Source organism: Croceitalea sp. MTPC5, assembly GCF_036985505.1.
Classification (GTDB): domain Bacteria; phylum Bacteroidota; class Bacteroidia; order Flavobacteriales; family Flavobacteriaceae; genus Croceitalea.
Genome location: NZ_BTGQ01000001.1, coordinates 380,745 through 401,699, shown reverse-complemented (window position 1 = coordinate 401,699; position 20,955 = coordinate 380,745). Strand labels below are relative to the sequence as shown.

The following is a 20,955-nucleotide window of genomic DNA, read 5'->3' as shown; positions in this document are numbered from 1 at the left end:
GGTATTTTTATTTTAATTCACAAGTTTGGGGAGTATATGTGTCTCAAATAGTACTTGGGACAAATAACTTTTCCTATTTCGATAATTACCTGCGGTTACCACCACGACAGCTTCTAAAGCAGGAACAACAATAATGCGTTGCCCTCCAGCGCCCCTTGCTTCTACGGTTTCAATTGATTGTCCAGCAATATTATAGCCGCCATGCCACCATTGATAGCCATATTCGATTTTATTCCTATCCTGCAGTTGAACATGTCTCTTAAACGACGCTTCAACCCAATGTTTTGAAATAATTTGTTGCCCGTTCCAAACACCACCATTTAAATAGAGTTGTCCAAATTTAAGCATATCCCTTGGGGTCAATCGAAAGCCGCCCCCAAAATAAGGTATCGCTTTTGTGTCGTCAGTATTTATGATGTAGTTTGTAATTCCCATAGGCGAGAAGAGCTTATCCACCATATATGATTCCAAGGGTACCTTTAAACGATTACTTAAATAAACACCAAGTAAAAATGGGTTTGCCGATCCGTAGTCGGCATAAGTACCCGGCTCTTTTACCATGGGCGTTTCCAAAACCGTTTTTAACCAATTATCGGATTCTTGATAATTACCTTCGTATGCCTTATTATTTACATCCAATCCTGAGCTCATTGTCAATAAGTCTTTGATCGTTATCTTAGATTTCAAGGCATCTTTGGTATACTGATATTCTTGAGGGATAAAATCATATAACTTTTCATCAACATTCCCAATAATTTGGTCATCAATGGCAATACCGATCATTGCCGAAGAAATGCTCTTTGAGGCAGAACGCATACCATGCGGAATATTGGCATTGAAACCCGAAAAATAGTTTTCATAAACAATCTTGCCCTTTTGGGCAACTAATACCCCTTCTATACCAACTAGGGTGTCATTTCGAATGTCCTCCTCCATTTTCCGTAGTACTAATCCCTTGGCCGCTATCTCCCAACCGTCACGTAGTTGTGTATATTTATTTGTTCCCGTGGCCCCTTTAGGCCCTACCATTCTCTTAAATGATGCTTTTGTAATGAAATTTCCCAATAGCCCTATATTCAATACAATTTCAGAACCCTTCAATTGCCCCTCAAATTCAAGGTTTGTATTATAATCCACAAACGAAATGGTGGTGTTTTCCTTTTTAAAGTTGTTGCACCATAGCCCCCCTAGAATGGGATACCCACGATATTCGTCATTCGGAATGTTGCTCTCCTTTATAGTTAAGCGTAAAGATTGCGGCTGCAGGTAATGGATTATCGATAGATTCCATTTTCCTTCAAAAACAGCACCTTTTTTACGGAGTACGGTAGGATATAAGTTTCCCTTATTTTGAATAAAACCCTTTATTTCTGATCGTGCATCGTTAACGATACCGCTAAAGACGAAATTAGCGTCTAGTATAAGATTGATTTCCTTATCAAATTGGAAGTTATGCGATACGATTTCTTTAGTATTGGAAAGGGTGAACAGGGCATCTTTACCCTTAAGTCTTTTAATGGTCACATTTAAGTCAAGGGCATTGGCATTTTCAGTTTTTCCTTGCCACTCGCCAATATAGGCTGCCATGGTTTCTTGGGCTTGGCATATGATAAATGACAGGGATAACGATACGAAAATCAATAGTTTCTTAAACATGGCTTATAGTAAATTTAAAGTAAGTAATTCTTGTTTTGATACATAGTCCATACGATTATTGTCTAGCCAGTATTGCGGGTAAAATATAGTCCACCATCATTTTGTCAACATTGGTATGTGCATCCAGTTTTCCATATGCTGAGGCAGTGATTACCACTACAAAAGGAATTTCTTTAAAAACAAAGATCTTATTACCTCCATTTCCATTGGAAAAAGAAACCTCATAGTCTTTGTCATTGATGGTATACACCATGTTCCAAAAGAGATACCCATAGTGAAACCCTTTTATGCCCCCATAGTCTTGAGATACTTGCTTGGCCAAACTTTTTTCTACCCATTCTTGAGTTAAGATTTGTTTGCCATTCCAATGTCCCTTGTTTTTATACAGCTGTCCGTATTTGGCAAAATCAATAGCCCTAAGACGTATTCCGCCGCCTGTATATGCAACACGTTGCGGGGTGTAGATCCATTTATAATCAGTAATCCCTAAAGGGGTGAATAATTTTTTATCGGCATACGAAACGAGCCCATCAGGAACTGATTTATGTATGATATCCCCTAACAAGCCCGTACCTGCGGTGAAATAATTATAATCCCTACCTATTACTTTGTCTTTATGCATCGGTAAATCTAAAGTGAACTTCACCCAGTTATTGGTAGCTTGCATTTTGTCTTCAGTGCCCGGACTTTCATCGTCCTCGTCATCACCTAAAAATCCGGAACTCATGGTCAAGAGCGATTTTAAGGTTACGGAATCTTTTTTGGCACTATGGTTTTCGTAGGATTTTAAATCGTAAAATTCTTTCAAGAAGGCATCTTCATTTTTTATAAACCCATCTTCGATAGCTATGCCCATAATAGTAGAGGCGAATGATTTGCCGACAGATCTGGTGTCGTGTAAACTGCTTCTGGATGCACCATTAAAATATTCCTCAATTAAGAGTTCGCCATGTTTTAATACCACGATTCCATTGATATCCTTAAATCTACCTTCGGCAATTTTTCTATTGAGTGCTTCAATTTTGTCGCGGTCATAGTTGGTTTTAGAAATTTTCCACCCGCTATTGGGTTGTATTTTTTGAACGGGAACCATGCTTTCATCTATCTCTATTTTAGGAACGGTAACAGCGATATTTCCTGTGGCCAAAAGGGGTCCAACTTTTAGAGTATCGGTTTCTAAGTAAGACCTTACCTCTATGCTCAGGGTGTGATCGCCTTGGGTAAATGCATCTACCCCACCCCCCATTTTCATAAATCGTTGCCACATAAACCAACCCCAAAAATTTATTCGCTCTGGTGTTATTAAGGGTATGACCTGTCGAAGTGCTTCGGTCTTACGGGTTTTCGGCCCTGCACCCGTGTTTAAATTCTCAACATAGATTTTTTCACCGTCTATTAGATATGAAAATTGAAAATTTCCCTTCCGTAACAGTTCCTCTTCAGACAGGTCAGGTGCCAATTCTTGAAGTTCTTTTATGAGTGGTTTACTTAAGGTAAAAACAATACTAAGGTAATTGTCGTCATGTAGGTTGAGACTTTTTGAATATGGGGCTGAAGAAATCTTTGCCTCTGTAAAGTCTACTTTTGAAAAATATAAACTTCCAATCTCGTTTGCATTGGTATCATTCGCTTTTGGCTGACCAAAACCTCTACAAGATACCAATAGGCATGTAACAAGTACTATTAAAAGATTCGATTTCATAATTCTAATTTTTGATTTGATGAATACTATTTCTTTAAACCTTTTAGGATACTATGTGAATTAGGTTTTTAAACAATTGATATATCTAATTTGCAAGCTTTTCAACTGCGGGAACAATAAATTCGTTCATAATATCATCAGTGTACCAATGCCCTTCACTATTGCCGTAGTTTGTTGTAGTGATAACAACGGACATCTGTAATTCAGGACATGCCAGAACTTTATTACCACCATTACCAGACATGTAAAAAGATTTATACTTCTTGTCTTTACCAAAACTTTTAAGCCAAAGTAAATACCCATAATCAGTACCCTTTCTGACATTTGCTTTTGGTGACGATGCCTTTTCAATCCATGATGATGCAATAATTTGTTTTCCATTCCATTGCCCCTTGTTCAAACATAGTTGTATTAATTTCAAAAAATCCCTACTTCTATATTCACTACCTCCAGCAGTATTTAATATTTCAAGAGGTGTATAATGCAAGGAATAGTCTTCAATTGCCAATGGTTCAAAAAGATGCTTTTTCGCAAATTCTACCAAATCATCTTTAATGGCATTTTGTAAAATTTCTGCCATTAAAGCAGCTCCAGCAGTGCAATAGGTAAATGCCCGACCATAAGGCTGTTCCTCTGGTTTAGGCCCATAAGGATATGAAAAAATAGGAAGGTCCAAATAAAATTTAGCCCAATCTTCTATAAGATACATACGATTTTCATTGCCTCTAGAGTAATGATTCCAGTCACTACATTCTAGAGTAGAACTCATGGTCAAGAGATCTTCAATTGTAATTTCTTCTTTACGTTTATCAGGATTTCTTACAGGGAGTTTGTGCTGCAAATAGTCGAAAATCTTATCATTTTCAGAGGTAACATACCCTTGATCTATGGCGATGCCCGTTAATAAAGTTGCCATGGTTTTAGTGACAGAACGTGTGTTATGTTTAGAGTTAACATCATTTTCGTTGTAGTACTTTTCAAATAAAACCATTCCGTTATGGGCGACTAGTACACTTGTGATTTTTTCATATTTCCCTGAATTTATCGTACTGTCCATTTTTTGAAATAACGGGGCACCAACGGTATTGACCTTGTCAAAATCAATTTGTGCTGAAATATTGGTCAACAAGAAATAGAAAAAGGGGAAAAAGTAATGCTTCATAGCTTTCATGATTGTAATGAAAAATCAAAAGTAGCTGTTCCCCTATTCTGAAAATAGGATGAAATTAACATTACAGATGTTTATGGATCGTTTTTCTATAAGCACTTGGACTGCTATTAAAAATCGATTTGAATACCCGATTGAAATGACTTTGGTCAGAAAAACCCGTTTGATAGGCTATTTCAGTTAAGGAATCATTTGAATTTAGAAGTAGCGAAATGGCCTTTCTAAGTTTATGCTGTCGTATATATTCGCCAAGACTCATTGAAAGGTGCTTTGATGCCGCCCTAGAAATATGCACAGGATGTAATTTTAGCTCTTGGGATAAATATTCAAGACTAAGTGTGGTGGAATCATAGTGTAGCAATTCTTTCAAGCTAGCTACCCAGCTTGGATTCTTTTGGGCATTCGTATGTTTTAAATTGCCCAAAGCATCACATATTTGAAGTAATAAGACTTCAACGGAAACATCACTATAATCATCTGAAATCAAAAATTCGTGATATAGTTTTGCGAAAAGCAAATGCAATTTTGGGTTTTCGATGAGTTGGCTCCCTTCCAATAAATTCAGGGGTATTTCATTTTTTAATAGCCATTCCCGCTCAAACTCGAGATGGAAACCACTGGCATCTTCAGAATGTTTAGAGCCATAATGCGCCTCTTGCCAATTATTGAACATCAAACTACCAGCGGGGCACAATGATTTCACTTTCTTATTGCAGTCCATCATATTACCTTGTAGAACATACATAAAATAGGGGTTTTCATGATAGTGCCAATCCGTTTTTCGTTTGGTATTGTAATTATACTGCGAAAGTAGAATTCCGTTATAGGAAACCTCTAAATCCTTACTACCGTAATATTTTCCTTTTGTCAATATTTTCATCTTATCGCAAGGGTATAAATTTTAGCCTTTACCTATAAAGAGTCAATTTTTGACATTTTGTTACCGCCGTCTTTCTTTTTTTGTTTTTTCCATGGCCGTTCCCTCCACCTGAATACGTGTCCAATTATTTATATAAGGGAAATAGGTAGTATTTTCCAATCAAAAGGATGCCGTTCTTAAATTTTCGTAATACTCAAATATGGCAGTGCCCACAGGTAAGGTTACGACACTGATCAAATGTTTTCATGCCATCGAATTACAATGCGTAAAAAAAATGGTATTGTAACGTCAATAGGAATAGGTCTCCGCTACCTTATTGAATCTTAAGTTCCGTACCCTATCCGCACTTACCCTAAAGCCTTTTACCATATCTTCTTGCAGCTTGAACTCAAATGTCCCGAAAAACCAAGTATTACCTGAAAACCTATTTTTACCCAAAGGTGATAATCTTGTGCTTTCTTGGCGTTGATGTTTGGCAAGCAGCACCCCGTTCTCAACACTCAACTCATAAGATGTATGCAACTCGGGACTGTAATAAATGCCGGTATATTTTTCAAGTGTAGCATTATCCAATTTATACTGTATTCTTTTACCTAGCGTATTTTGTCCGTTATGGGTAAAGGTCAAAGTATCGAAATTTCCATTATCACCTTCAATAAAAGTAATGATCGCACTAATCCTTCTTATTTGAAATTGCTTCTCATTAAGTGTCTCTAATGGAAAGGTCCCTTGGCCTGTCGCCGTAATATATAGGTTTTCTTCTTTCTCATTAAATTCCATGATAAAACCTGGTTGAAGTTCAAATTTACCCTCGTACTTTTTTAAGGTCCCTTTGGCCACTATTCTAGTCGATTTTGAATCATTGGTTTCGGTTTTTAGGGGCTTGGCCATCTTTTCACCATCGAGATAAATATCAGCTATGGCATATGCTTTTTCATCAGCATTAAGTGACCCATCATTCGTGAGCACAATTACTGCAACCTGATCATCAGGAAACCTCAAAATCTGACTTCTATACCCCGCATCGGCACCTCCGTGACTTACGACCTGTCTTCCCTTGTGCATAGAAACTATTTGACCGCAGGAATAACCGATGGTATCCCCATTTTTTAAAATACCGGGCTTGGCCAACGTATTGAACAACGCCTGATTACCAACTTTTCCCTTATCAAAGTTGATGATCCATTTGCTTAAATCCTCAATATTCGTTCGTATACCTGTATTACCGACAATATCTTTTGAATTACGGATGCCCTTTTTGTAACCCACACCATCAAAGAAATAGGGACTGGCAAGGTCAGGTATGACCTTCTGATAGTCTTCAAACAAGACCGTACTTTTCATTTCTAAGGGCGTAAAAATGATTTCATCCAAATACCGATGAAAGGGTTTTTCTGATACACGTTCGATAAGTTCTGCAAGTAACATATAACCAGAGTTGTTATACGAGAAATCGGTCTCAGGTGAAAAATTCAACTCTTCTTGTTGGCCTAAAATTTTTAAGACGGCCTCCCTTGAAATTACATCTTCGATATTCCAACCGGCCATACCCAAAAGGTATGTTATCCCCCGTATTCCATGGGTATGTTGTGCCAAGGTTTTCACTTTAACAATTTCGCCAAAATCAGGTAGTTCAGGAATGTATTTTCTAATGTCATCCCCTAAATCCACTTTCCCTTCTTCAACTAAATGCAATAAGGCATACGCGGTAAACTGCTTTGAATTAGAAGCAATATTGAACAGCGTCGATGGGCTATTTTTTATACCAAACTCAAGATTGGCCAAACCATAGGCCTTTTTAAAGACGATCTTACCATCTTTTATAATAGCCACTGCGGCACCGGGGGTTTTATTCGTATTCCAGGTTTCAAAGAGATTATTTATTTGCTGTTCGGTATCGATATTAATTGCACTATCGTTTTTGTCTTGGGCATGTAGCATTACCGATTGTATCACAAAGAGTACGATTGCAATGGACTGGATAAATTGGTTGTTTTTCATTTGATTTGATTTAGATTCTATTGATTATTTCGGCGCCTACCTCCAATAACTTTGGCAGTAGCTCTTTATAAAGCAAATACCCATTATCACCATTGGTAAATATGATGACCCCCTTTTGTGACTTTGGTAGTAACACCACGACCGTATGAACTCCCGAATCACCCCCTGCATTATATAGGGCATATTCATCATTGGGTAAATCTGGAAAAATGAACCAACCAAGGCCCATGGCTATTTTTTCCCTAACCATGACCTGTGGTTTAACCATTTCTTGATAAGCACCCTTGGTAGTATTTAGTTTTTCAAAAACGTTGATTCCAAAAATTCCAAAATCCTCGATGGTGGTCAATACATTGTCAGCGCCATTTGGCTTTTTTTCCTTAGGCAGTTTATAGCTGTTTTTAAGGGTATCATGTCCTATGGCAAACCTGCTTTCATCAACATTTTCGTCCCAAGCATGTCTCGAGTCTTTCATACCCAAGGGTCGAAAGAGTAAAGAATCTGATAAACGCTGTAACGATATTTTAAATTTACTTTCCAGTGCTTTTCTCAGGTACTCGAAGCCTTCCCCTGAATATTTGAATTTCTTCCCTGGCTCAAAATGAAATTGAAGTTTGCCGGTAGCATCCATCCAACGCCAATTATTAAATCCACTAGTATGGGTCAATACATGCCTGGTCGTTAATTTCTTATGAAGGGAATCATTTATAATATCGGGGTCAACCCAATAGGAATATAACGGCTTGTCTAAATTCCAATCCCCATTTTCCACCAATTGAAGGGTAGTCATTGTAACAACGGATTTTGTCAACGAAGCGACATCAAAAATGGTATTATATGGAGCGGTAACATCTTTTTTGATTTCACCATAGGCATTTACTGCTATAAGTTTTCCATTTTCGATAATGCCCAGGCCCATAGCCGGTACCTTATACTTTTGCAAGAGTTCCATTATTTCTTCTCTATCCGCTAAACTTTCGAATTTAGTTTGGGCATTGAGATAAAATGAGAACAGCATCGCGGATATAACGAGTGTCTTAGTACCCATCTGTACTGTTTTTTTCAATCTTATAATTTAGAATAAGGCCCAAGCCACCAAAAAGGAAGGTAAATGCAAAATAGAATACGGGACTGTCCTGTACGCCAAAAAAGGTATTGACCAGATAGCCCATCAAAATTCCAAAACCGATACCGACACACAGCATTCCTATTTTTAAAGTAGTTGCAATAGTTTTGGTTTTATTCTCGATGGAACTCGCATCTACGCCTTTTTCGATCATAGCGCTTCGCTCTCGGTGTCTCGATTTTAGGTAGAAGTAAACAATTCCGAATATGGAAGTTATAAATGTTATTGGTACGATAATATCCCCGTTCATCACAATTGTTTTTGTTGTTATGGATGTGATGCAAGAATCTTGATTGAGGTTACACAAAATGGGAAGAAATTATTTTTCAATAAACCACTCGAAAACTGTAACGTGAAGGGAAGAACTTGCATCTTAATACTAAGATGGGTTTTAAAAACGACTTGAAATATATAGACAAGGTTAGGGAAGGAGACCTTGAGGCGTTTTCTCATCTAGTTGAAAAATATAAGGAAATGGTATATGCAGTAGCTTTAAAAATTCTAGAAAATGCTGACGATGCCGAAGATATTGCCCAAGAAAGTTTTATAAAGGCCTATGAGAACATCGATGCGTTTAAAAAAGAAGCTAAATTTTCTACCTGGTTGTATACCATAGCATACAGGTCTGCCCTTTACTATAAACGAAAGAATAAAATCAGCACTCGAAATCTACAAGAGCAAGATGATGAAGCGTTTCTAGCTACTGCCAATGTACAACTTGAAAATTTTAAGGTTGAAGAACAACAAAGGTTTATAAAATTGGCCATTGATTCTTTAAGACCTATAGAGCGGCTTCTTATAACACTATATTATATCGATGAAAACACCATTGAAGAAATAAGTACTATTACCGACTTATCTGCCACGAATATAAAAGTGAAATTATTCAGGGCAAGAAAGAAGCTAAAGAAAAGACTTGATGTCTTGCTAAGGGGAGAATCAAATTCAATACTATAAGATGAAACAAAAAGACAAACTTCTCATTCAACTTATCAAATCGGTTCCATCTGATAAACCAAGCCCTGATTTTACTGAAAATGTGATGGACTATCTCAAAGAAGGGCAAACACTGCTTAAAGAGAACGATTTCATTCATCAGTACAATTTCAAAAAGGAAATTCTTCATGATGTATCAGTCGATTTTACTCATAAAACTATGAAAGCGCTGAGAGACAAAGTTGAAAAACCTACTCTTGAACCCCTATCTTCAACAAAAGCGAACACTGTTCTCATCAGCATCATGACCATAATCTACATTTGTTTATTGCTCGATGGATTATTCTTCAATACTATTCAAGTATCTGAAAAAACTTGGTTGAAAATAGCGTGGTTTCAAGATTTATTCACCATACCGCCAGTCTTTTGGGTAAGTGTCGTCACTCTTGCTGCCTTGCTTTTCATGGATTCCCTTATTAAGAAAAGAAAAATTTCGTTTTAAAAATGCCATTATGGAAGTCATCAGCCGCTACTGGACTTTTAATTTTTTGGACAAGATCATAGAATTCAAATATGGTATGTAATCCTTATATAAAGACCACTCATCGAATAAGACCGGTTTAAAATACTTAGTGATATAGAAGCATCGTTAAAACAACCTAACCTCTAAATCCCAATTCATGGAAAACCAAGAAATTCCACACTTACCTCCAGTAATCAGTCAACTTGATGACCAGACCAGGGTCGCTTTTTACAAAAAAACCTATGCCCATTTAGCGGGAGCGGTATTGCTCTTTATCTTAGTGGAAACCCTATTCTTTCAAATTCCGGCAATTGTAGAACTTGCCATATCGCTTACAGGCGGTATTAGCTGGTTGCTGTTACTTGGGGGGTTTATGCTCGTGACGAACTATGCCGAAAAGCTGGCTTTAAAAAGCGATAACATACAAGCCCACTATGCCGGCCTGGTATTATATGTGGTAGCTGAGGCATTTATTTTTATACCCCTTATTTTTATGGCGGTAATGATTGCCGATGGCGGTGCCTTTAATATTCTATACCAAGCCGCTATTTTAACGATATCACTATTTACCGGACTCTCGGCCATCGTTTTCATTACTAAAAAAGATTTCTCATTTCTTAAATCGGCACTCACGATTGGCTTTTTTATTGCGCTAGGCCTAATCATCGCAGGTACCCTATTTGGTTTTGACCTAGGCCTTTGGTTCAGCGTCGGAATGGTGGTATTGGCCTCAGGATCTATTTTATATCAAACTTCGAATATGATTCACAAGTATCATGAAAATCAGCATGTAGCCGCTTCATTAGGGTTGTTTGCTTCATTGATGCTTTTATTTTGGTATATTTTGAGTATTCTTTCCAATGATTGACCTCATCGAAATACGATTCAAAAAGCCTACTTTATGAAAAGTGGGCTTTTTTTATCTGTTTTTTTTAAAGAAGTTTACGCAGCTTAAACGATTTGCGGTAAATGAAGGAAACAAGAATCAATAAATACCTTAGTGAGGTAGGGTATTGCTCAAGAAGGGCTGCCGACAAGTTAATTCAGCAAGGTCGCGTAACCATTAATGGCATGGTACCCGAAATGGGAACTAAGATTGTTGAGGGGGACGTGGTAAAAGTTGACGGGGAACCAATAATTGAACCCAAGGAAAAATCAGTTTATCTGGCTTTCAATAAACCTATTGGCATTGTTTGCACTACGGATACCCAAGTTGAGAAAGATAATATTATTGATTATATCAATTATCCAAAACGTATCTTTCCCATAGGTAGGTTGGATAAACCAAGCGAAGGGCTGATTTTTCTGACCAACGACGGAGATATCGTCAATAAAATTTTAAGGGCACGCAATAATCATGAAAAAGAATATGTCGTTACGGTCAACAAACCCATTACGGCCAATTTCTTGAAACAAATGCGTGGTGGAGTGCCAATTCTTGATACGGTCACCAGAAAATGTCATGTAGAGCAAATTGGCGAAAAGCAGTTTACCATAATCCTCACACAAGGTCTGAACCGTCAAATACGCCGTATGTGCGAATATCTTGATTACCGTGTGAAAAAACTAAAACGGGTTCGTATCATGAATGTGAATTTAGACGTTCCGGTCGGAAAATGGAGGCATTTAACCCCTGAAGAACTAAACGAGATCAATAAATTGGTTTCAGGTTCGTCGAAAACACATAACTGAAGTAAATCTCTTATTTTTTCAACAGATATATAGACAAGTCGGTTCGCTATTTTGCCAAAAAGTATCGTTGTAGAGCATTTTTTTAAGGTTAAAATGCAAAACCTATGAAAAATTCATAAGTATTTGTTCTAAACCTTTGTAGATATTTGTATGGTATTAACGTCCTAAATCCCGAATTATGATACGTAATTTAATCTACAAGATGTCTTTTGTCTGCTTTACGTTTATCATTAGTACCAATGTAAATGCACAGGTAAAAAATGATAACGAAACAAACAAAAGAATTGATGACTATCTCGAACTATTACAACTTGGTTATACAGAAGTTGAAATATTTCAAGACTTGGGCAATGTCAATTTTCTAACCGAAAATTACGACGCTGCCGCATTCTGGTATGAAAAACTCTTCAACGCGGTAGACAAAGAAACCATTAGTGATAGCTACCAAGAACGCTATGATTTTGCAATGAACAGTTTGAATGCCCAAAGCCCTGTTAAAACCAATGCTAAAGACTGGAAAGCTTCCATTAAGGCAGATTATACTTTAGAAAATGAAAATGGTGCTTCAGGAAAACTGGCGCAAGATTCCAAAAAGACCTTTACACCCTCAATGAGCATGACAAAAGACGGAAAAGTGGCATTTTTCAGTCAGGCTGTAAAGAAAAAACCGGAATATGGTATTTTTTCAAAAAAAGAGGTCGTACATGAAATCTACAAGGCCGAGAAAGTAAATGGAAAATGGAAAAATATCCAAAGGGTCGCAGTTTGTCCAAAGTATTACTCTGCAAAACACCCTACCGTTTCAGCTGATGGTAAACGTTTGTTTTTTGCATCAAACATGCCCGGCTCTTATGGTAAGTATGATATTTATGTCTCTGAAATCAAGTCAAATGGTGGTGTAGGTATTGCCAAAAACCTTGGCCCGAAGGTAAATACCAAAAAGAACGACCTTTACCCTACCCTAGCGGATGATTCCTTACTTCTATATGCTTCCGATGGTCGAAAAGGTTATGGTGGGTTAGATTTATTTGCAGTTCAAATGTCTAAGAAAAGGCTTGGTGAATCCATAAACTTAGGAAGTTCGATCAACAGTGATAAAGATGACTTTTCACTGGCCCTTATACCTGAAAAAGGTATGGGTTATGTCATGACCAACCGAGGAAAAAAGAATCAGTTAAGTCAAGTTGCGGTAAGCTATATCAGAGGTAATGGTAATGATAAGGAGACCAAGGATGAAGCGCAGCTATTCAAGTTATTGAATGACAATAGTGAGACGGACTACTCTAGCACCTTGTTTGAGAATTAATACCGATCTCTTTTCCACTATCAAACTACTTGATATCGATTAAAAAGATTACAAATCCCCAAAACCCCGAAAAGATGAACTATTTAAACCTACATAAGTGTAAAATTTGCCTGCTACTATTAGTTGCTCTTACCATAGTTCCAGCAGCTTTGAACGGTCAAGAATCCAACAATCAATTTCGTGTTGCGAGTCCTTTTCACAACCAATTGTTCTTTAACCGGTTTCTTATCAACCCCACCTATTCTTTGGTAAGGGAAAATAAATCGTATTTGAACGTGCTTATGAGAAACCAGGCTTCAGCATTTGATGATAACAATCAAAACTATTTTCTTGGTTTTAGCAATAAACTCGACAAGAATACGGCGTTAGGTCTTGGTGTCTATGGCCACTGGTCAGGTGTTGTACAAGAATTTGGCTTCAACGCCAACTATGCGACCGCGGTCAAACTAGGTGAAAAAAGTGCACTCGCCTTTGGGGCAAATATTGGCTATTTAAGTCAAGGGTTGGATAAAAACAGAATCATCATAAGTCAAAATGACCCTTTGATCGAAGATACCCGTAAAGAAAACAAAATTTCAATTGAACCCGGTTTGAACTTGACCTTGGGCAGTTTTGATTTTGGTGTACACTTCAAAGACTTGGTCTCATATAATCAAACATCGAACGAGCTTATTACAAATTTCAATACCCAAAGCTTGCATTCCACAGTCCAGTATACGCACAAATTCAAGCATGCAGGCGGTATTTTCAAAGACGGTAGATTGATGCCGCTTGTTCAGATTGGTATGGATGAAAACCAAGAAATGCTATACACGGGTTCACTTTTAATGGATTTACCAAAGTTCGGTTGGTTACAAACAACATTTGACAATACGTATGGTTTCTCGTCTGGAATAGGCTTCAATTTGAGTAAAAAGCTTTCCCTTGGTTATCTGATGGAAAAAAATATCACTACCACAGGCGATAATCTGGGGTGGAACCATGAATTATCTTTGGGCTATTCATTTAATGATGATCTACGTGGTTTGGGGATCGATGTAAATATTGCCAGTTCAGAAGATGAGCGTGTTGATGAGATTGTACGCAACTACGAAGAGCAGATATTGGCATTGCGCGAAGAACTGAACAAAGAACCGATAATACCCGAGAACGTGAATAGCATTGCCTATCAGAACAGATTGGTTATTGATGAATTGATCTTACGCCAAGATTCCATTGAACGATCTAGAGACCGTATGCTCGAGAGAAGGTTTGAGACCATGGTGAGGCTCTTACGCCATGAAATGCGTCAAGAAAGACAGACATTACCCAAAGAGCGGATAAAGAGAAGTCGATACGCACAAACGGGTATCGCGGCAAATTCAGAAGAAAAAACCGGTACGGATACTAAATCGGATTATAGAAAGGAATTATTTGATGATTCTATGATAAAAGCAAAAAATCGGTCAGATGTTCTAGGCGTAGAAACAGGTTATTATATAATTGCCAATGTGTTCAAAAATCAGAAATATCTCAGATCTTTTATGAAAGACCTACAACAGCGAGGCTTGGATGCCAAGCAGTTTTATAACAAAGAGAATGGATTGCATTATGTTTATCTGGCCGATTTCAAATCTAAAAACGACGCTTCAATTGCCAACGTCAATCATTTAGACGGAGCATACGAAGATGATAAATGGATAATGGAAGTCTACAATCCGATAGCAACTGCTGAAATTACCTTTGAATAGATGCATGCTTAAAATATTACCAAAAGCTAACGGAAATCGGGGTTGATTTTTAGGGTCATTAGTTTCATAATGTGCCGAATGCTTTTGACAAGGGACTGCCTAAATGGGCAGTCCCTTTTGTTTGGTCTATTACGGATTCTTTAAAAATGAGTGTCGTTGGACGAAAATAACTACAATTATTTTTGTTGACTCAACAAAAAATTTATATTGAATCTTGAAAATAACTCAAATCTATTTTTCAAACCCCGAAAACCCCGAATTATGAAAACTCACAAAACCTACAAAAAATCGGTACTCGTACATCGGTATTATTTTAAAAGCAAACCCCCTTCATTCCACTTTTAGCTTTTAACTGATTCCCTTTAGGTGAATCACAAATTTGAAGAACCTTTTTACCTTTTGGTCTAGCATCTATTTTATGTTACCAAATCCCCTATGGAATAGTTTCGACTATATCTTTGGAATTTGGCATGAACATAAAATGGTAATGCCCAGAGGTTCTCATGTCTAAACTCAAAGAATTTCAACCCCAAATCTAACTCGTTATGAAAACGTTACCACTAAAGGTCATCGTAATAGATGATGACAAGAACATGCACGCTAAATACCAAGGATTTTTTTTCGGTTCAGAAGAATATGAACTTCTCGGTATTTATGACTCTATAGGCGAAACCCTGCTTCACTATAGAAAACGGACTCCCGATATTATACTTTCAGAGGTCTCATTACCAGGGATCTCAGGAATTCTGGGCATCGAACAGCTGCGAAAGAAAGATGCTTCGGTCAAAATCATCATGATAAGTACCAAAAGTGATTTTGATCTCGTTAAAAAAGCCTTTAAAAATGGGGCAAATGGTTATTTGACCAAACCAATAACCAGAGCACGTCTATTTCATGCCTTGAATTCCGTCAAACAAGATGGCGCTGCCTTAAGCTATGATGTGGCAAAAAAACTGATATCCACATTTCAGAAAAAACGGTACATGCTTTTATCCAAGCGTGAAAATCAAATTGTCGATTATCTAAGTCAAGGTGCAACCTATAAGAGCATTGCCGAAAAACTATTCGTGACTACAAGTACCGTGAACTTTCATATTCAGAACATTTATCTCAAACTTAATGTAAACTCGAAATCAGAGGCCTTGGAAAAATTGAGGCTACTTGATACGAACCAGCGCAAATACGCCTAGTACTCAAAATGACTTGAAAGGCTTATTGTTCTGTGCCCTTAGAGCGCAATCGAGAAATTCAGTTTCCCTATCTCGGTTGCGCTTCTATTACGTTTGCACCTTAATTACATAACACCTATTCCCTTTTAAAGACCCGAAAAAGCGAATTCAACTAATGGTTTAGTCACTTTGATTGAATCAATATGCCGCAAGGCCTTGTTCTTAATGCAACGAAAGTTGGGGTGTTGTACTATGGAAGTATGTAACTTGCTTGTCAAAAGCTTCAAAATGAAAAGGTAAAAACTAGTCTAGGGTCCAGGTTATTCAGCACGTATATTTTTATTTGCATTCATAATTTATTATTATTTTGGCCACTTTTTATGCATGAGATTCATTTATAAATAAATTCTTGAAAATCAACTATGAACCTTCAAAACAATCTTCGTACTGCAACAGGCTGGGAAATAATTGAAAACTCATTTGACCCAGAGCAGTTGGTTACTACAGGTAGCAACTTTATGATAGGTAATGGGTATATGGGTTACCGAGGTACTTTTGAAGAATGGGGTGCCAAAGAATTTGTAGCTTGTGTAGTCACGGATACTTGGGATCAAGCCGAGGGCAGCAGGTGGAGCGAGCTTTGTAACGTACCCAACGGATTATTTACCCAACTATTTGTTGACGGACGAATGGTATCCGCTTTTGACGGTCAAATTTCAAATTATTTTCGGGCCCTAGACATGTACCAAGGTCTCAATCAACGAAAAATGACCTGGCAACATACCAAAGGGGAATCTGTAGTTCTCGAAGTTGAAAAGTTTTCGAGTCATGCAAACCACCACCTACTCGTAATGAACTATTGCTTCAAGGCCCAAGAGAAGGGCAATTACCGACTGGTTACCGGTATTGACGGCGCGGTCTGGAGCATAAATGGAGAGCATTTCCAATCTTATAAGTCGTTACAAGAACATGACCTTATAGGCCTAGAACTTCATACTAGTGAATTGAATACCGAAATTGCTGTTGTCGAAGGAATAGCGCTCTCGGGTGTAAAACCTGAAAGCTCGAAAATTCGAAAAGAGGATAAATGCTTACTGCGGGAATTGGAATTCAAGCTAGAAGCTGGCGATGAAATCACGCTTCAGAAAGTGGTGTCCATTACCCATAGTAATGAGATAGAAAATCCCATAAAAACAGCCTTTGCTGAGGTAGAAGAAGGGTTAAAACTAGGATATGAGAATTTAAAAGAAGACCACCAAGACCATTGGAAGCGTTTTTGGGAACGCTCAGATATCAAGATTTTAGGTAACCTTGAGGCGCAAGTATTGGCACGGTTCAATATTTATCAGGCCTATATTGCCACACCGACCCACGACAACCTGCCAATAGGCGCACGTGGACTTTCATGTCAGGTATACCAAGGGGCCGCTTTTTGGGATCAAGAGACCTTTAACTTACCCATGTATAACTACACGCATCCTGAAATTGCAAAAAACCTGGTTACTTATCGCCATGATACCCTGCCCGGAGCAAAGCGAAAAGCGAAAAGACTAGGGTATTATGGTGCTTTTTATGCATGGACCAGTGGAAAGACCGGCGACGAATTGTTTCCAGATTACTTTTTTACCGATGTGCTAACAGGAAGAAGGATCCGCAATCATTTCAACTGTTGGCAAATCCATATTTCTCCAGATGTAGTATACGGTATCTGGTCGTATTACGAAGCTACACTTAACTGGGACTTTATGTTGCAGTATGGCGCGGAGGTCATTTTTGAAGTAGCCCAATTTTTAGTTTCCAGGGTACATTTTAAAAAGGATAAAAATCGATTTGAGCTCATTCGCTTATTGGGCCCCGATGAGTACCATGAAAATGTAGACAATAATGCTTACACCAATTATTTGACAAAGTATGCCATGGAAAAGGCCTGTTGGGTCTTTGATACCATGAAAAAGGATGATCAAGAGCGTCTATCCGCTATACTGGAGTCGATGGGAATCAATGAAACTGCCCTTGCCAATTGGAAAGAAATCGCTGAACTCATCTACCTTCCACAACCAGATTCAGAAACAAAAGTCATTGAACAGTTTGACGGCTATTTTAAATTAGAGGACATTAGTCCGGCCGAGTTACGTAAAAGGTTGATAGATCCAGGAGAATACTGGGGTTGGCCTAACGGAATTGCCGTAAATACCCAAGTTTTAAAACAGGCCGATGTAATACAATTACTCGCGCTGTTAGACGGTTTTACGAATGATGTGCTTACCGCAAATTATGACCACTATGAACCAAGAACGGAACATGGTTCTTCACTAAGCCCTAGCGTACATGCCTTGGTAGCCTGTAAGGCCAACCATCATGAAGAAGCGTATCGATACTTTATGGAGTCTTCTACTATAGATTTATATAATGCCAGTAAAAAGGTAATGAGTGGAGGTTCTTTTTTGGGGGGCATACATACTGCGGCTGCGGGGGGTGTATGGTTGATTATCGTTAAGGGCTTTGCCGGATTTGAGGTTACCGATAATGGCGTAAAGTTCAATCCTGCCCTACCCCAATCTTGGGACGGTTTAGAATTCAAACTATTGGTCAAACAGTGTTTGTTACATATTAGCATTGCAAAAAATTCCATCATGGTAACCAGTGATGACGATAATGGGCAAAACATTACGGTGACACTACCTAACCAAACACAAGCACTTAGGCCTGGAGAATCTTTAAAAGGGTAACTATAATACCCTAATTCAAAGTAATACTACAGTGTTTCTGTTTGTTTTCAAGGTTTTGTGACCAACTTTTGCACTTCATATGGTTTTCTACAATTGGTAACAAAAAAGCCCTGATGAAATACATCAGGGCTTTTTTTATTAATGATTTATTATCAAGTTACTAGTACACAACGACAGTCGTTGTTACAAGATTACTTCACTTCTTCGAAATCTACATCTTCAACGTTATCGCCTTCGGTAGCTCCATTACCAGCACCATCAGCACCAGCACTTGCTGTTGGGTCTCCCCCAGCCTGTTGTGCCTCAGCTTGGGCCTTATACATTTCTTCAGAAGCCACCTTCCATGCTTCATTGATTTTATCTAAAGCAGGAGTGATAACGGCCAAATCTTTCGTTTCATAAGCTTTCTTCAGCTCTTCCAAAGCATCTTCAATTGGTTTTTTCTTATCATCCGATAATTTATCCCCAAATTCTTTCAATTGCTTTTCTGTCTGAAAGATCATTCCATCTGCCTCATTTAATTTATCGGCAGTTTCTTTAGCTTGTTTATCCGCTTCAGCATTGGCCTCAGCCTCAGCCTTCATCTTCTGTATTTCTTCTTCAGTCAATCCAGATGAAGCCTCAATACGGATATCTTGCGATTTACCAGTAGCCTTATCCGTTGCCGATACCTTAATAATACCATTGGCATCAATGTCAAAGGTCACTTCAATTTGAGGTGTACCTCTTGGCGCAGGTGGAATTCCATCTAAATGGAATCTACCTATCGTTTTGTTATCAGCGGCCATTGGGCGTTCACCTTGCAAAACGTGAATCTCAACCGAGGGTTGATTATCAGCTGCCGTTGAAAATACTTGCGATTTCTTGGTAGGAATCGTAGTATTCGCTTCAATCAATTTTGTCGCAACACTACCCATGGTTTCAATACCAAGTGAAAGTGGTGTTACATCCAACAATAATACATCTTTGACATCACCGGTCAACACACCACCTTGGATTGCAGCACCAATGGCTACTACTTCATCAGGATTTACCCCTTTAGAAGGTTTTTTCCCGAAGAATTTCTCAACGGCTTCTTGTACAGCAGGTATTCTTGTAGAGCCACCTACCAATATGATCTCATCGATATCACTTTTCGAAAGTCCCGCAGATTTCAAAGCGGTTTCGCATGGTTCTATGGTTCGTGCCACCAAATCAGAAATCAATTGCTCAAACTTTGAACGAGTCAATGTACGCACCAAGTGTTTAGGTCCTGATGCAGTAGCAGTTACGTAAGGTAAATTGATTTCTGTCTGTGCAGAAGACGATAATTCTATTTTTGCTTTTTCAGCAGCCTCACGCAAACGCTGTAGGGCCATGGCATCGTCACGCAGATCCATACTCTCGTCTTTCTTGAATTCCTCAGCCAACCAATCAATGATTTTTTGGTCTACATCATCACCACCAAGATGTGTATCACCATCTGTGGCCAATACTTCAAAAACACCGTCACCCAACTCTAAGATAGATACATCATGTGTACCACCACCAAAGTCAAAAACAACGATTTTTTGATCGGTATCTTTTTTATCCAATCCATAAGCCAAAGAGGCGGCAGTCGGTTCGTTGATAATCCGTTCTACGGTCAAACCTGCAATCTCACCTGCTTCTTTGGTTGCCTGCCGTTGCGAATCGTTGAAGTAAGCCGGTACGGTAACCACTGCCCTACTCACATCTTGACCCAAATAGTCTTCTGCGGTTTTCTTCATTTTCTGAAGGATCATTGCCGACAATTCTTGTGGGGAATACATACGGCCATCAATATCGACCCTTGGTGTATCATTGTCACCCTTAACCACTTTATAAGGAACCCTATTTGCCTCTTTTGAAGATTCTGAGAATTTGTTTCCCATAAACCTTTTTATGGAATAAATGGTTTTATGTGGATTGGTCACTGCCTGTCGTTTTGCAGGATCACCCACTTTTATTTCTCCACCTTCTACAAATGCAATTACGGAAGGAGTCGTTCGCTTTCCTTCAGCATTCGGTATTACCACTGGCTCATTACCTTCCATGACGGAAACGCAAGAGTTGGTTGTCCCTAAATCAATTCCGATTATTTTACTCATGTCTATATAGTTATGCTTTAATATTCTTTTTTCATACTCGTCCTTAGAAAGACAATGATCATGCCATGACTAAAAATCTGACAAGGTGACAGGTTAGTGGTTAGTGGTTAGTGGTTAGTGGTTAGTGGTTAGTGGTTAGTGGTTAGTGGTTAGTGGTTAGTGAAAATCAATGAATTTGAGAGTCATCAAAACTATTCTTCATATTTCCAAACTACCGACTATCCGCTGT

16 protein-coding genes are annotated in these 20,955 nt (G+C 38.3%); 8 read left to right on the top strand and 8 right to left on the bottom strand.

The window, feature by feature from the left end; translation table 11 throughout:
- Positions 1-12 precede the first annotated feature (12 nt).
- The 7 genes from AACM45_RS01840 to AACM45_RS01810 all read right to left on the bottom strand — a co-directional run bounded on the left by AACM45_RS01840 (position 13) and on the right by AACM45_RS01810 (position 8,783).
- Positions 13-1,656 (bottom strand): serine hydrolase domain-containing protein, encoded by a 1,644-nt coding sequence (locus AACM45_RS01840; RefSeq protein ID WP_339140360.1) that lies wholly within the window; start codon positions 1,654-1,656, stop codon positions 13-15.
- A 55-nt stretch (positions 1,657-1,711) separates the two neighbouring features.
- On the bottom strand, positions 1,712-3,358 hold the full coding sequence (locus AACM45_RS01835; protein ID WP_339140359.1) for a serine hydrolase domain-containing protein: 1,647 nt from the start codon (positions 3,356-3,358) through the stop codon (positions 1,712-1,714).
- Positions 3,359-3,443: 85 nt separating this feature from the next.
- Positions 3,444-4,520, bottom strand: coding sequence for a serine hydrolase domain-containing protein (locus AACM45_RS01830; protein WP_339140358.1), 1,077 nt, complete (start codon positions 4,518-4,520; stop codon positions 3,444-3,446).
- 70 nt (positions 4,521-4,590) lie between these two features.
- Positions 4,591-5,406, bottom strand: a complete 816-nt coding sequence (locus tag AACM45_RS01825; RefSeq protein WP_339140357.1) for a helix-turn-helix domain-containing protein — start codon at positions 5,404-5,406, stop codon at positions 4,591-4,593.
- 288 nt (positions 5,407-5,694) lie between these two features.
- Positions 5,695-7,407 (bottom strand): serine hydrolase domain-containing protein, encoded by a 1,713-nt coding sequence (locus AACM45_RS01820; protein WP_339140356.1) that lies wholly within the window; start codon positions 7,405-7,407, stop codon positions 5,695-5,697.
- Between the two features lie 10 nt (positions 7,408-7,417).
- Positions 7,418-8,455 carry a serine hydrolase domain-containing protein gene (locus tag AACM45_RS01815; protein ID WP_339140355.1) on the bottom strand — a complete coding sequence of 346 codons (1,038 nt, stop codon included), beginning with the start codon at positions 8,453-8,455 and terminating at the stop codon, positions 7,418-7,420.
- Positions 8,445-8,783 carry a DUF6249 domain-containing protein gene (locus AACM45_RS01810; RefSeq protein WP_339140354.1) on the bottom strand — a complete coding sequence of 113 codons (339 nt, stop codon included), beginning with the start codon at positions 8,781-8,783 and terminating at the stop codon, positions 8,445-8,447. Before AACM45_RS01810 ends, AACM45_RS01815 begins: the two co-directional genes overlap by 11 nt.
- Positions 8,784-8,935: 152 nt before the next feature.
- Between AACM45_RS01810 and AACM45_RS01805 the strand changes: the two genes are divergently transcribed.
- The 8 genes from AACM45_RS01805 (at position 8,936) to AACM45_RS01770 (ending at position 18,618) form a co-directional block, all read left to right on the top strand.
- Positions 8,936-9,490: an RNA polymerase sigma factor gene (locus AACM45_RS01805; protein ID WP_339140353.1), complete on the top strand. Its 555-nt coding sequence runs from the start codon at positions 8,936-8,938 to the stop codon at positions 9,488-9,490.
- Between the two features lies 1 nt (position 9,491).
- The gene (locus AACM45_RS01800; protein ID WP_339140352.1) at positions 9,492-9,971 is read left to right on the top strand and encodes a hypothetical protein; all 480 of its coding nucleotides are present in this window, start codon (positions 9,492-9,494) and stop codon (positions 9,969-9,971) included.
- Between the two features lie 178 nt (positions 9,972-10,149).
- Positions 10,150-10,860: a Bax inhibitor-1/YccA family protein gene (locus AACM45_RS01795; protein WP_339140351.1), complete on the top strand. Its 711-nt coding sequence runs from the start codon at positions 10,150-10,152 to the stop codon at positions 10,858-10,860.
- A gap of 101 nt (positions 10,861-10,961) precedes the next feature.
- A complete protein-coding gene (gene rluF / locus AACM45_RS01790; protein ID WP_339140350.1) occupies positions 10,962-11,684 on the top strand; it encodes a 23S rRNA pseudouridine(2604) synthase RluF in 723 nt (240 codons plus the stop codon).
- A 178-nt stretch (positions 11,685-11,862) separates the two neighbouring features.
- Positions 11,863-12,990 (top strand): cell envelope biogenesis protein OmpA, encoded by a 1,128-nt coding sequence (locus AACM45_RS01785; RefSeq protein ID WP_339140349.1) that lies wholly within the window; start codon positions 11,863-11,865, stop codon positions 12,988-12,990.
- Between the two features lie 74 nt (positions 12,991-13,064).
- Positions 13,065-14,720, top strand: coding sequence for a PorP/SprF family type IX secretion system membrane protein (locus AACM45_RS01780; RefSeq protein WP_339140348.1), 1,656 nt, complete (start codon positions 13,065-13,067; stop codon positions 14,718-14,720).
- Positions 14,721-15,265: 545 nt separating this feature from the next.
- Positions 15,266-15,910: a response regulator transcription factor gene (locus AACM45_RS01775; RefSeq protein WP_339140347.1), complete on the top strand. Its 645-nt coding sequence runs from the start codon at positions 15,266-15,268 to the stop codon at positions 15,908-15,910.
- Between the two features lie 401 nt (positions 15,911-16,311).
- Positions 16,312-18,618, top strand: coding sequence for a glycosyl hydrolase family 65 protein (locus AACM45_RS01770; protein ID WP_339140346.1), 2,307 nt, complete (start codon positions 16,312-16,314; stop codon positions 18,616-18,618).
- A 191-nt stretch (positions 18,619-18,809) separates the two neighbouring features.
- Here AACM45_RS01770 and dnaK read toward each other — a convergent pair whose 3' ends face one another.
- A complete protein-coding gene (dnaK, locus tag AACM45_RS01765; protein WP_339140345.1) occupies positions 18,810-20,726 on the bottom strand; it encodes a molecular chaperone DnaK in 1,917 nt (638 codons plus the stop codon).
- Between the last annotated feature and the right edge of the window lie 229 nt (positions 20,727-20,955).